The following is a 12,840-nucleotide window of genomic DNA, read 5'->3' as shown; positions in this document are numbered from 1 at the left end:
CATACATAAATTCCTCCATGAGCCGGAAGCGGTGGCTGACTATGAGCATAGTCGGCGAAAAGCGAAATGTTAAATAACCATTATCAGTGGGGGCGCGCTAAACCTGATATTCCTGTGCTACGTTTAATATCAATCATCTCTTTTTACCGTAGCTGGCATTAATGGCAACCTCCTGCATTTAATGCGTTTTTTAGCTTCACTCACTCTCGTGTTGGTTATAAAAAAGGATGCTCGATATGTATAAAAACATTCTCGTTCCGGTGGATGTCTACGAGACAAGCCTGGCGGATAAAGCGTTGCAGCATGCACAGTTTCTGGCACAAAGCGCATCGGGTGACGTTCATTTGCTTCACGTCATGCCCAAATTTTCAGCCGAACTGACGCGTGGGTTTATTTCAGATGCGCGTAAGATGGATGAATATATGATTAATAATGCGAAAGAAAAGCTGGCCGATCTGGTCAAAAAATTGAATCTGCCGGAAGAACGTGTTCATCTCCATGTTCGTAGCGGGAATGTTCGTGATGAGGTTATTAAGCTGGCGGACGAACTTGCTGCTGGCGCGATTATTGTCGGTTCTCGAAATCCAAATATTCAAACCCATTTGTTAGGGTCAGAGGCGGCAAGTATTGTGCGTTACGCCCACGTTCCTGTTTTCGTTATTCGTTAATTACATGAAAGCAAGGTGATTTCTGAATAGAACCTGAGGAAGGAACGATGAAAACAGGAAAACCTGAACGTCCGTACTATCAACAAACCGTTGACGAAACCTTGTCTAATATCCACTCCACCCCGGAAGGACTTAGCGGCACTGAGGCATCCGCCCGCCTTCAGCAGCATGGTGAGAATGCGTTACCGCAAAAAAAGGGCAAACCAGGCTGGCTGCGCTTCCTGGCGCATTTTAACGATGTATTGATTTACGTTCTGCTGGTGGCCGCGTTGCTTAAGCTCTTTATGGGGCACTGGGTAGACATGTTTGTCATCCTTGGGGTTGCCATCATCAACGCGCTGATTGGCCATATTCAGGAGAGCAATGCTGAAAAATCGTTGCAGAGTATTCGCAATATGCTCTCGAGCGAAGCCGTGGTGGTACGGCAGGGGAATCATGAAACGATCCCTACAACGGCGCTGGTGCCTGGCGATATCGTGGTGATCCGCGCCGGGGATCGTATCCCTGCGGACCTGCGCGTAATTGAAGCGCATAACCTGCGCGTGGAGGAGGCCATCCTGACCGGCGAATCCACCGTTGTTGAGAAAAACAGCGATGCGTTAAGCGGGGAACTGCCTTTAGGTGACCGGTATAATCTGCTCTACTCGGGCACCACCGTCAGCTCCGGCGGCGGTAAAGGCGTGGTGGTGGCAACCGGGGGCGAGACCGAGCTTGGCCACATCAATCAGATGATGTCCGACATTGAAAAGCACCGCACGCCGCTGATGGTGCAGATGGATAAGCTCGGGAAGACCATCTTCATCACTATCCTGGTGATGATGGTGGCGCTGTTTGTCTTTAGCCTCCTGTTCCGGGATATGCCGGTTTCTGAACTGGTGCTGTCGCTTATCAGCCTCGCCGTTGCCGCCGTGCCGGAAGGCCTGCCGGCCATCATTTCCATCATCCTTTCGCTTGGCGTACAGGCCATGGCGCGTCGCAAGGCCATCATTCGCAAGCTGCCTACGGTGGAAACGCTGGGCGCAATGACGGTCATCTGCTCGGATAAAACCGGCACCCTGACGATGAATGAAATGACGGTCAAAGCGGTGATTACCGCTGACACGACCTATCGCGTGGAGGGCGACAGCTACGAACCGGTGGGTAATATTCACCCCATAGATGACCCGACGCCCGTCAGCGTGACGCAGGGTTCCCTGCTGGAACGCTACCTGCGCACCATTGACCTCTGCAATGACAGCCAGCTGATTAAGGACGAGCAGGGGCTGTGGAAAATCACCGGGGGACCAACCGAGGGCGCGCTGAAGGTGCTGGCGGCGAAAATTCCGCTCCCACCGCTCGATACCGAAATGCGCAGCAAAATCCCGTTTGATTCGCAGTATAAATACATGTCCACGCTGTACCGGCTGGGCGATGAAGAGGTGATTTTAATCACCGGCGCACCGGACGTCCTGTTCCGCCTATGCCAGTACCAGCAGACGAATGACGGACTGCAGCCGTTCGATCAGCCTTACTGGGAAGGTAAAATTGAAGAGTATGCCCGGGAAGGGTTGCGCATGGTGGCTGCGGCCTGGAAACCTGCCCGCGAGGGGCAACGCGAGCTGGATCACCCGGACCTGCATGATGGCGTGATCCTGCTGGGTATTGCTGGGATGATGGACCCGCCGCGTCCGGAGGCCATTACCGCCATTGCCGACTGTCTGCAGGCCGGGATCCGCGTGAAAATGATCACCGGCGACCACCCGCAAACGGCAATGAGCATTGGGCAAATGTTGGGGATTGGTAACGCCGCAAGCGCGATTACCGGACGTGAGCTGGAGGCGATGGACGATCGTCAGCTGAGCGACGCCGCGCAGCAGTACGATATTTTCGCCCGAACCAGCCCGGAGGATAAATTCCGCCTTGTGCAGGCCCTGCAAAGTAAACAGGAAGTCGTGGGCATGACCGGGGATGGCGTAAATGATGCCCCAGCGCTCAAGCGGGCGGATGTGGGTATCGCCATGGGGATTAAGGGGACGGAAGTCACCAAGGAAGCCGCCGACATGGTGTTAACGGATGACAACTTTGCCACTATTGCCCGTGCGGTGCACGAGGGGCGTCGGGTTTACGATAACCTGAAAAAGACCATTCTGTTCGTTATCCCCAGCAACATCGCGCAGGCTCTGCTGATCATCATCGCGCTGCTGGCGGGGAACCTGATCCCGCTGACGCCTGTCCTGATCCTGTGGATGAACATGGCGACGTCGGCAACGCTGTCGTTTGGCCTGGCGTTTGAAGCGGGTGAGAAGGACATCATGAACCGGCCACCGCGCAAGGCGAATCTCCATGTGATGGACGGCTATGCCATCTGGCGCGTGGTGTTTGTCGGTCTGATGATTGCCATCAGCGCCTTCGTGCTCGAAGCCTGGCTACAGCCGCGCGGCTACTCGGCGGAATTTATCCGCACCGTGCTGCTGCAAACCCTGGTCACTGCGCAGTGGTTCTACATGCTCAACTGCCGCGTAAATGACGGCTTCTCGCTGAGCAAAGGCCTGCTGGCGAATAAAGGGATTTGGATCGTGAGCGGCGTACTGCTGGCGCTACAGCTTCTTATCATTTACGCACCCTTCATGCAGATGCTGTTTGGCACCGAAGCGCTGCCGTTCCGCTACTGGGTCATCACCTTCCTGATTGGTTTTGTGATGTTCCTTATTGTCGAGGCGGAGAAAGTGCTGACGCGCCGGTGGCGCAAAACCGAGGCGTGATAGCGTAAACTGAGAAAGCCTGAGCCCAGGCTTTCTCTTTTCCGCCGCATGCGGTTGATGGTTGCGCCGCTACCGTTATCTTATCGACAGAAAACGTTCGTTTACTAATGTGCAACAGACCGTTTAGTTTATTATTGTTCTCATTGTGAAGCGCTTCCGATAAATTCGTATTACCCCAATTCCTGGTTTATACGAATATGAATAAAACGCTATCTATGCCCCTGGTGGTATTAATTGCATGCCTGTCCGTGGGCGGATTAATATCTACCGATATCTTTTTGCCTGCACTGAGCGAAATGCAATTATTTTATAAGGTCACGGAGGCGCAAATACAGGATGCTATCGCCCTGTTTTTATTTGGCGTTGCGTTTTCACAGCTGGTGTACGGGCCGTTAAGCGACAGTCTGGGGAGAAAGAAAACGCTTATTGCGGGGCTGTTAATCTGGTTGGTTTCGACGGTAGGCGTTATTTACTCTACTCATATTAATGAGCTGCTTATTTTACGCTTATTACAGGGCATCGGCTCCTGCGCTGGTATCACCGTCAGCCGGGCGATTATTAATGACATGCTGGATAAGAAGTCTTCGGCTCAGCTTTATCTTGTCATATTTCCCTTTGTGGGTATGTCGCCGGCCATTGCACCCATGATCGGCGGCGTGTTAACCCAACACTTCGGCTGGAAATCCTGTTTTATCTTTTTGACCTTGTTTATCGTCATGACGCTGGGACTGTGCCTCACCGCACTGCGCGAAACCTTACCGCCTGAGAAAAGGCAAAAGCTGAGCGCGGTGGCGGCCATGGTCAATACGCTTGTGGTGTTAAGAAACCGGCAGTTTTTGTTTTATGCCGCGATTCCCTGTTTTGCTTATGCAGCCTATTTTTCCTATATCGTAGAGTCCCCCTTTTTGCTGGGCAAACTCGGGCTTTCGCCGCTTTATATCGGTTACACCTATATTCTGCTATCCGTAAGCTACGTGGCGGGGAATCTGATCGCTAAGAAGAGATCTCGTCAGGCGGGTATTGAAGAGACCATTCGCCTTGGGTATCGCATATTTGTCCTCGGCGGCATTATTTTTGCACTTCAGATGTACTTAAGCCCTGTGCCTTTGTTTACCAGCATTCTCTCCATCGGCATTCTGACCTTTGGCAATGGATTTTTGCTGCCGTTGGGCACGGCCTCTGCCATCGCGGCGCACCCGCAGGCGTCGGGTACCGCTTCGGGTGTAATGGGGGCCTTACAGCTCGGAAGCGCAGCGCTCGCAACCTTCCTGATTGGAAAACTTTCAGCCCATGCTCCCGTCATGACCGCGCTGATTATTGCCTGCGTCTGCGTTGTTGGTTTCCTTGTATATGTTTTTGGTCAATATGGGTTTATGGAATTTTTCTCCAGTAAAGAGAGTAATATCAATGATTAATAATATAGATGTCACATTAAGGGATGGCGGGTATCAAAACAATTTCAGCTTTCCTATAGACTACGCAATTAAGCATGTGCGCGCACTGGTGGGCAGTGGCGTTGAATGGATTGAAATAGGTTACCGAAACGGTTCATTTAAACCCATCGCGGATATTGGTTTAACCGGAATGTCGCCTGATAATTATATTCAGGCAATTCATGATGCCGTGCCCGAAGCGAAATTAGTTGTCATTGCCCACCCTCATAATATTACCCGGCAGGATATTATTCGCCTGCGGGAATGTGGCGTTGCGCTGCTTCGGCTCTGTATTAAAACCGACAATCCCCAACCCGCGCTGGAACTGTGTGAGGTGGCGAAAGAAAATGGCCTGCGCGTGAGCATGAACTTTACGCGCGCCAGCCAAATTAACGCGAAGACGCTTGTTGACGTGGCATTGCAGTGTGAGAACGCCGGGGCCGATATTATTTGCATTGCGGATTCTAACGGCAGCCTGCGGCCTGAACAGACCGCCCGCCTGGTTAACCTGCTTAAATGCGCAACGCCGCTTGAGGTGGGATTCCATGCCCACGATAACCTGGGGCTGGCAATGGCAAACTCCATTGAAGCCGTAAAGGCCGGCGCGACCTTTATTGATAGCTCCCTGACCGGCATGGGAAAAGGGGCGGGAAATCTGGCGATGGAAATCTGGCTGTCGCTGTGTAATTTCAACGAAGGCAAAGAACGTTATCACACGGAGTGGATATTTAATCAGGTGCATCAGCTGGTTTCGAAGGAATTTTACAACGCCTCTTACCGCAGCGTAGTGGATATGATCCTTGGGGTGAAAAATCTCAGCGTGGAGAACCGGAAAATGGTTGAAGAGTCATTGACGACAGAGAGTCAGCGTGTCTTCAGCGCTATTGAAAACGTGATCACAGGGACCGCAGCATGAAGTTACAGGATGCGGTGATACTGGCACCGGTCATGCCTGCCTGGGACGGCGGGGCATTTTGCGCTCCGCTGGTTACCTTGCTCGAAGAAAAAGGTTTTTCCGTCACCATCGTCGATACGTTGAGCCTGATTACGCACGACGATCCGCAGAGCGCGATTGACGCGCTTTGCCAGAAGCTAAATGCCCAGGTCAAACGCCCCTGGCTGCTGGTGGGGTTTGCGATGGCGGGCACGCTGGTGCAGCTGCTGGCACACCGTTTGCGCGGCGTAGCGGGCGTCATGAGCGTGAGCGCCCCCGGTTTTGCCGACGAGAAATTAACGCAGCGGCTGGTGCGTCTCATCGCACTGCTTGAAAAAGGTGAACTCGGTTCGGCCATGGATATTCTGCATCACTACGTCCTGCCCGAAGGTCAGCCTGCGCCGCAGGAAAAATTTTCCCTGCCAGATGCAGAGAAAATGGCGGCGATTAAACGCATGCTCACCGGCTTCTCACTGCTGTTAAAGATGGATGCCCGCGCGGATATTGCCGCCTATGACGGTAACTATCTTGCGATTGTGGGTGAAAAATCCCAGCTGGCCTCATGGGAAAACCAGACCCACAGCCCCCGAACCCAGCACTATTACAAACGCATCCCCGGCGCGGGAATGCGTCCGTGGAATGACAATCCCGCTGCGGTGAATGCGCTGCTCAACGAATGGATCGATACCTTATGAAAAAAAATGTTCTGGTTTTGCCGGGAGACGGTATTGGTCAGGAGGTTTGCGACGCTGCGCTGCCCGTTATCGGTGCGCTGGATCTCCCCATCAGCCTGACCTTTGGTGAAATAGGCTGGTCCTGCTGGGAACGCGAGGGCAATCCTGTGCCGGCACGTACCTGGGAACAGATTGCTGAGGCGGACGCGGTGCTGCTGGGCGCCATCACCAGCAAGGGGAAAGTGCAGGCTCAGCAGGCGCTGCCCGTCGCGCTCCAGCAGAAAGGCATTGAGTATGTTTCACCGGTGATTCAGCTCCGTCAGCGGCTTGGCCTCTATGCCAACATCCGCCCGGTGAAATACGTGACGGGAGATCGCCATCCTTTCCGCTGCTGTGTGATTCGGGAAAATACCGAGGGGCTGTACGCCGGAATGGATTTTAAAGGTGTCGGTGAGAACGTGGCCAGCTGGCTTAAACACCCGAATCTCGAAAAATATGGCCCGGAAGAGGCGGCATGGTCAGTGCGTCTGCAAACGCGCTACGGCCTGGAGCGCCTGTTTCAGACGGCCTTTGACTATGCCCGCCAACACCGCTTTTCACGCGTCACGTTTGCCGATAAACCCAACGTCATGCGCGAAAGCGGTCATTTTGCGGCAACAATCTTTCAGGAAGTGGCCGCGCGCTTCCCTGACATTCGGGCAGATATTCACAACGTGGATGCGATTGCCCTCTGGCTGGTGCGTAAGCCTCACGAGTTTGGCGTGATTGTCGCGGAAAATATGTTTGGCGATATCTTGTCGGATCTGGCCGCCGGCGTGATGGGCGGGCTTGGCCTGGCGCCCAGCGCCAACATTGGCAGCGAGGTGGCCTATTTTGAACCGGTACACGGCAGCGCGCCGGGGATGGCGGGGCAGGGAAAAGCCAATCCGTGTGCAATGTTCTACACAATTGCGCTAATGCTGGCGTACCTCGGCTTTGAGGCGCAGGCGGAAAAACTGCAGCAGGCTGTCGATCGCGTTGTTCGTGAGGGGAAGGTGGCGACCTACGATTTAGGCGGCCCGGCGACAACGGTGGAGATGGCAAAGGCGATAATCGACGCCCTGGTTCAGCCAGCCATCGCTAAAACGGCCAGCGTGATTGCAATTGGTGATGAGCTCCTGTCCGGGCAATGCCTTAACACGAACCAGCAGGCTATCAGTCAATGCCTTGAAAAGGCGCACTACCGTGTCAAATTTCAGGCGACCTGCGCAGACAACATCCCGCAGATAAGCTCGGTAGTAACAGGGCGTATCGGGCAGGACGATCTCATTGTGGTGTGCGGCGGCCTTGGCCCAACCTCTGACGATAAAACCCGCGAGGCCATTGCTCAGGTTCTGAGCAAGTCGCTTGTGCACGACGAAGAGACGTGGAAAACCATTGAGAGTCGTCTCGTGACGTTCGGGGTGAAAAGCGATCCTTCAAACCGTCTTCAGGCGCGTTTCCCCGAGGGCGCTTCCATTCTGGATAACGCTTGCGGCACCGCTCCAGGTTTCAGCGCATGCGCGGCGGGCAGTCAACTGGTGGTTCTGCCCGGGCCGCCTTCCCAGGCGCTGCCGATGCTGGAAGAGGCATTAGCAAATAACAAAGATACCGGGCCTGAAAGGCAAAAGCACTGCTGGATCCTGATCGGGATCAGCGAGAGCGAGGTCGGTTCTATCGTCAATGCGCTGGCCACCTCCACCGACTGGGACAGTCATTTTTTATGGAAAAGCCCTTACGTCATTGTGCAGATCGAAACCCCTGCACACCGGACTTTACCGCTTCCGGTGAGGCAAAGTCTGGACAGCGCGCTGCGTCCCTATCTGGTGAGCAAACGTAATAAAACGGCGGGCGAAATACTGCGGGATGCGTGCAGTATCCGCTGGCATACGCCAGATGCAGCGCTCTCAGCGTATTTGCCTGCCGGGGGCCTGCCTCGCCAGGGAGAGCCGACGGTGCAGATGGATGTGACGGTCAGCCCGTCGCTCTCGGAGCTTCTGAACAGCGACGCACGGCTGGGGAAAATGACCCTGTCGGTTCGTCATCAAGATGGTCAGGCGCATCAGATGACGTTTCCAGTGAACAGAACACTGCTCGCGCAAACCCTGCCGGAATATGCCGCCTGGTGCGCCTTAAAAACCCTGACAACACAGCATGGATAATTCGACAATGACGACTCAATCAACGCTTCAGTCGCGCCTGCTGGCGCTGGACACGGCGGCCGTTTCGGACGCGCTGGACAGTTTATACATTGCGGGAGGCCTTGCGGGCATTAAGCTGCAGGCCGGGGGCAGTAAGATGGCGGGACCTGCCTGGACCGTAAAATATGAAGCCTGCGTGGCGGAGAAAAATCAGTTTATGAATGCCGGGAACTATATCGATCGGGTTCCGGCTGGCGCGGTCATCGTTGTGGACAATGGCGGCCGTACGGACTGCACCAGCTGGGGCAATATTCTGACCACCAAAGCCGTGCTTAAAGGCATCGCCGGGTCCGTCATCTACGGCTCAGCCAGGGACATTGCAGACATTCGTCAGATGAATTACCCGCTGTACGCCAGCAACATCTATATGGTTTCCGGCAAGAACCGTGCGCGGGTCACTGCGGTGCAGTGCGCGCTGCAGATTGAAGGGGTAACGGTCTGCCCTGGCGACTGGATTTTCGGCGATGAGAATGGCGTTCTGGCGATCCCCGCTGAGCAGCTGGAGGAGGTGATCCGTCGGGCAGAAAACGTAGAAAAAACGGAGCGTGAGATCATCAACGCAGTTCGTGAAGGCACCTCGCTCGACGTAGCCCGACAAACGCTTGGTTACCATGTGCCCTGGGAAGCAAAAGCATGACGCGGCCGTTTTTTGACTACTGGGCGTCCCGTTTGCGCTTTCTGGACGTGCACTATCACGCGCGCCCGGATAGCTACCAGCGGCGTTACTCCGCCATGGAGGCCGGAGAACGCTACGCGCAGTATCAGGGGGGCGTGGTGCTTAAGAACCATCTGGGAAGCGTCAGCGCGCTGGCATCGGCAATGCAGGAGCAAGGTCTGCCCGTCTTTGGCTCGGTCGTGCTGAATGCCGCCGCCGGGGGGATAAACCTTAACGTCGTCCGCCAGGCGCTGAGCCAGTATCAGTTTGAGGGTGCGCCCAGGCTGCTGGTGCACTTGCCGACCGTGGTTCCAACGGCGCATAAAAGCGGGTTATCCCGAACGTTCAGCAACGAGTACGCCCGGCATTTCGCCGGGCAGCCGCTCTCGATTGCTGATGAGGCGGGTGAACTGCGTTCAGGCGTAAAAACGCTGATTCACTTTGCCCGGCACCATGACATTGTGATCTCCTCAGGACATGCGACGAAAGACCAAACGCTGCGTCTGATTGAGGCCGTTGAGCGAGTGGGCGGCTGCAGGCTGATGCTGAACCAGCCGGCGAATCCGATGACGGGATTTACTGCCCGGGAACTGCGCGCGCTCGGCGAACACGAGTGGCTCTTTGTGGAGCAGTGCGCCCTGACGGTCTATTTAGGCTATCAGCCCCTCGACGATCTCTGTGAGGTGCTGACGGGAGTGCATAACCTGGTTTACAGCTCGGATCTGGGCCAGCCGGGCCAGCCCGACATCGGCGAGTGGCTGGAGGACAGCCACCGCTGGTTCAGAGAGGCCGGACTGGATGCGGCGCGCATTGAGGAGATCGCGCTGCTGAACCCGCTCAGGATGCTGGCGCCGGGGCCGTTGCCAGGTTAAGCGTGCGGAGGAAATCAATAAATGCCTGTTCCTTGGGGGAGGGATGAGGATTGATATGCACCACATACAGGGGAAGAGGGGCAGGCATAAACGCGTCAAGGGCGGTGATGATTTCTCCTGATTCCATTCCCGCTCTCACGGTGAATTCCGGCAGGTAACAGATCCCTAACCCGTGATGCACCATATTGCACAGGTCGAGGCTGTTACTCACTCTGGAGACGTAATGAGGGCGGATTTCAACCAGCTCATCGTCAATCACAAACTTCCAGCTGCGGCGGTGGTTATCAAAATGCAGGAGACAGGTATGCTGGCGCAGATCGTCAGGATGCTGGGGAATGCCGTGCTGCTGCGCGTAGGAGCGTGAAAGACAGGTGTATTTTCGCCAGTAGCCAATCAGCGTGTAATAAAGGTTGCTGTCGGGCAGTGGGCCACACTGCAGCGCCAGATCGAAGCCGTGGCTGAAAAGCTCCATGCAGTGATTGCCGGTCACGATATCCAGCTTCAGATTGGGATAGCGTTCCAGGAAGGCGCCAAGGTGCGGAATAACGTGCTGATTGCTGATGGAATGGGGGATACCCACTTTGAGATTTCCGCCGATTTCGTTACTGAGGCTTTTGACATCCCTGAGGCAGGATTCATATTCATCAATAATGAGCAGGCAGCGCTGGTAAAATTGCTCACCGGCCGTCGTCAGAGAAATGCGACGTGAATTGCGTTTAATCAGCTGCGCATTCACCTCGCTTTCCAGCTTTTCAATTCTGCGGCTGATCATGGCCGGGGAGAGTTTCATGGCCATCGCGGCGGCGCGGAACCCCTGACACTCTACGACCATTCTGAAGGCTTTCATATTTTCCAGCATTGTGTCCTCCTGACCCGGTCTGGTATCGCTATTCTCGCATTATTTCATCAGCATGTTGTGCTGGTTTTTCTCGCAAAGCGTTATCGCCACGTGACTATTCTGACAAATTTCGCAGCGGGCAGTTATAGTTAGCCTGTGACCATTCGTTTTATCGCAGGGAAACTATGATTCGCTTATTCTCGCTCGCGCTGATGCTTGCTGCCGTAACGCCCGGTGCGCTGGCTGTTACGTACCCGCTGCCGCCTGAAGGCAGTCGTCTTGTCGGCAACCCCGTTACGGTTGTGGTCCCCGAGGGAAATACCCTGCCTCTGGAGTACTTTGCCGCGCAGCACGGCCTGGGGCTGAGCAACATGCTGGAAGCGAACCCGGGCGTGGATCCTTTTTTACCAAAAGCCGGAACGACTTTAACTATTCCCCAGCAGCTGATTTTACCCGATACCGTCCGCGAGGGGATTGTCGTGAACGTGGCGGAAATGCGTCTCTACTATTACCCGCCGGGCAGCAATACGGTGGAAGTGTTGCCCATCGGCATCGGTCAGGCCGGGCGCGAGACTCCGCGTAACTGGGTGACGGCGGTTGAGCGCAAGCAGGAGGGACCAACCTGGTCTCCGACGCCGAACACGCGCCGTGCCTATGCGGCAGAGGGTAAAACGCTCCCGGCCTTCGTGCCCGCCGGGCCGGATAACCCGATGGGGCTGTATGCGATTTATATCGGCAGGCTGTACGCCATTCACGGCACAAACTCGAATTTCGGCATCGGGCTGCGGGTGAGCCAGGGCTGTATTCGTCTGCGTAACAACGACATTAAATACCTTTTCGATAACGTTCCCGTAGGCACCCGCGTGCAGCTTATCGATCGGCCCGTAAAGATGACCACGGAGCCGGACGGCAGCCGGTGGGTAGAGGTTCACGAGCCATTATCACGTAACCGCGCGGAATTTGAGTCAACCCGGAAAGTGCCTCTGCCCATTTCAGCCGCGCAGCGAACGCAGCTGATAAACGAGGGCGCGGGCGCTGAACTGGAACGGCGGTCGGGGATGCCGGTTAAGCTGGGCAACTGAGGGCATGTTAGTCGGGTGGCGGCTGCGCCTTACCCGACCTACGGGACAAGTAGGCCCGGTAAGCGCAGCGCCACCGGGCAATCTTTCCAGATGCCGAAAAGCAAAAAGCCTGCTTTAAAAGCAGGCTTTTCAAATTTGGCTCCTCTGACTGGGATCGCCTTTGCCAGTAACTGGCTAATATTCAAGCTAAACCTGAATCCACTTTCTGTCAAGACCACCAAAATGACCACCAATAGTAGCGGGTTACGTAAGGCTGGGTTGAGTGAACCTCGGATATGCTGATCGTTACTTTGGTGTTCCATGGATGGGGTGGATATGAAAGTTATCTATTCGCAGAACCGTATGGGTACAGCAATTGACGCACGTAATGCAGTAAATACTGGCCGGACTCTCCACTTTTGAGTGAAGCCGCAGTTGTGGATTTTATTAAAGTGGCAAATGCGTAAAAATAGATCAATGAATAGTATAGGTTTAGGCCCTATTGTGTAATATGTCCGCAACTCTAGGTGTTTAGGTAAAGTACAGAATGAAGACGCTTAAAGCATCGTTGCCCAATGCTCTGCAACAGATGAGGGAGGCCGTGGTGTGAGTCAAGAGGTATTTTATCTACCTTATTTCGATAGAACGCGACCTTAAAAGTCCTACCTCGAAGAAGTTAGCCTACTATGCGATTTGATGGAGATCCATCCGCTCACGCTGTTGGTTTATGCAGGTTTCGGACTAC

11 protein-coding genes are annotated in these 12,840 nt (G+C 54.7%); 9 read left to right on the top strand and 2 right to left on the bottom strand.

The genetic code is table 11. The annotated features are described in order from the left end of the window. Positions 1–236 precede the first annotated feature (236 nt). The 8 genes from AC4ICF_RS15060 (at position 237) to AC4ICF_RS15025 (ending at position 10,196) form a co-directional block, all read left to right on the top strand. Positions 237–668 carry a universal stress protein gene (locus AC4ICF_RS15060; protein WP_116338886.1) on the top strand — a complete coding sequence of 144 codons (432 nt, stop codon included), beginning with the start codon at positions 237–239 and terminating at the stop codon, positions 666–668. 47 nt (positions 669–715) lie between these two features. After that, positions 716–3,409 carry a cation-transporting P-type ATPase gene (locus AC4ICF_RS15055; protein ID WP_163329807.1) on the top strand — a complete coding sequence of 898 codons (2,694 nt, stop codon included), beginning with the start codon at positions 716–718 and terminating at the stop codon, positions 3,407–3,409. Positions 3,410–3,606: 197 nt separating this feature from the next. Continuing rightward, positions 3,607–4,824, top strand: coding sequence for a multidrug effflux MFS transporter (locus AC4ICF_RS15050; RefSeq protein WP_166711667.1), 1,218 nt, complete (start codon positions 3,607–3,609; stop codon positions 4,822–4,824). Further along, entirely contained in the window at positions 4,760–5,758 is a 999-nt protein-coding gene (locus AC4ICF_RS15045; RefSeq protein ID WP_243865745.1) for a hydroxymethylglutaryl-CoA lyase-like TIM-barrel protein, read from the top strand. Before AC4ICF_RS15050 ends, AC4ICF_RS15045 begins: the two co-directional genes overlap by 65 nt. Then, a complete protein-coding gene (locus tag AC4ICF_RS15040; RefSeq protein WP_166711665.1) occupies positions 5,755–6,471 on the top strand; it encodes an alpha/beta fold hydrolase in 717 nt (238 codons plus the stop codon). The genes AC4ICF_RS15045 and AC4ICF_RS15040 overlap by 4 nt, the downstream gene beginning before the upstream one ends. Further along, positions 6,468–8,630: an isocitrate/isopropylmalate family dehydrogenase gene (locus AC4ICF_RS15035; protein ID WP_316379445.1), complete on the top strand. Its 2,163-nt coding sequence runs from the start codon at positions 6,468–6,470 to the stop codon at positions 8,628–8,630. The genes AC4ICF_RS15040 and AC4ICF_RS15035 overlap by 4 nt, the downstream gene beginning before the upstream one ends. 7 nt (positions 8,631–8,637) lie before the next feature. Next, positions 8,638–9,306 carry an RraA family protein gene (locus AC4ICF_RS15030; RefSeq protein WP_316379446.1) on the top strand — a complete coding sequence of 223 codons (669 nt, stop codon included), beginning with the start codon at positions 8,638–8,640 and terminating at the stop codon, positions 9,304–9,306. Further along, positions 9,303–10,196, top strand: a complete 894-nt coding sequence (locus AC4ICF_RS15025; protein ID WP_116338899.1) for a DUF6282 family protein — start codon at positions 9,303–9,305, stop codon at positions 10,194–10,196. The genes AC4ICF_RS15030 and AC4ICF_RS15025 overlap by 4 nt, the downstream gene beginning before the upstream one ends. Here AC4ICF_RS15025 and AC4ICF_RS15020 read toward each other — a convergent pair. Then, positions 10,162–11,055: a LysR family transcriptional regulator gene (locus AC4ICF_RS15020; protein ID WP_316379447.1), complete on the bottom strand. Its 894-nt coding sequence runs from the start codon at positions 11,053–11,055 to the stop codon at positions 10,162–10,164. The genes AC4ICF_RS15025 and AC4ICF_RS15020 overlap by 35 nt on opposite strands. Before the next feature lie 164 nt (positions 11,056–11,219). On the opposite strand from AC4ICF_RS15020, the gene ldtA reads away from it, so the two are divergent. Continuing rightward, entirely contained in the window at positions 11,220–12,116 is an 897-nt protein-coding gene (gene ldtA / locus AC4ICF_RS15015) for a L,D-transpeptidase (RefSeq protein ID WP_116338903.1), read from the top strand. A gap of 38 nt (positions 12,117–12,154) precedes the next feature. Here ldtA and AC4ICF_RS15010 read toward each other — a convergent pair whose 3' ends face one another. Further along, the gene (locus AC4ICF_RS15010) at positions 12,155–12,418 is read right to left on the bottom strand and encodes a hypothetical protein (protein ID WP_491466100.1); all 264 of its coding nucleotides are present in this window, start codon (positions 12,416–12,418) and stop codon (positions 12,155–12,157) included. Positions 12,419–12,840 lie beyond the last annotated feature (422 nt).

The sequence above is a fragment of the Enterobacter sp. ECC_219_Taxon_10 genome (genome assembly GCF_058354905.1).
This window is presented reverse-complemented; position numbering and strand designations above follow the sequence as displayed.

Bases quoted from the DNA above. Each gene is read 5' to 3' on its own strand.
- AC4ICF_RS15010 (WP_491466100.1), bottom strand. From the start codon at position 12,418: ATGGAACACCAAAGTAACGATCAGCATATCCGAGGTTCACTCAACCCA.
- AC4ICF_RS15030 (WP_316379446.1), top strand. From the start codon at position 8,638: ATGACGACTCAATCAACGCTTCAGTCGCGCCTGCTGGCGCTGGACACG.
- AC4ICF_RS15045 (WP_243865745.1), top strand. From the start codon at position 4,760: ATGTTTTTGGTCAATATGGGTTTATGGAATTTTTCTCCAGTAAAGAGA.
- AC4ICF_RS15055 (WP_163329807.1), top strand. From the start codon at position 716: ATGAAAACAGGAAAACCTGAACGTCCGTACTATCAACAAACCGTTGAC.
- AC4ICF_RS15020 (WP_316379447.1), bottom strand. From the start codon at position 11,055: ATGCTGGAAAATATGAAAGCCTTCAGAATGGTCGTAGAGTGTCAGGGG.
- ldtA (WP_116338903.1), top strand. From the start codon at position 11,220: ATGATTCGCTTATTCTCGCTCGCGCTGATGCTTGCTGCCGTAACGCCC.
- AC4ICF_RS15050 (WP_166711667.1), top strand. From the start codon at position 3,607: ATGAATAAAACGCTATCTATGCCCCTGGTGGTATTAATTGCATGCCTG.
- AC4ICF_RS15060 (WP_116338886.1), top strand. From the start codon at position 237: ATGTATAAAAACATTCTCGTTCCGGTGGATGTCTACGAGACAAGCCTG.
- AC4ICF_RS15040 (WP_166711665.1), top strand. From the start codon at position 5,755: ATGAAGTTACAGGATGCGGTGATACTGGCACCGGTCATGCCTGCCTGG.
- AC4ICF_RS15025 (WP_116338899.1), top strand. From the start codon at position 9,303: ATGACGCGGCCGTTTTTTGACTACTGGGCGTCCCGTTTGCGCTTTCTG.
- AC4ICF_RS15035 (WP_316379445.1), top strand. From the start codon at position 6,468: ATGAAAAAAAATGTTCTGGTTTTGCCGGGAGACGGTATTGGTCAGGAG.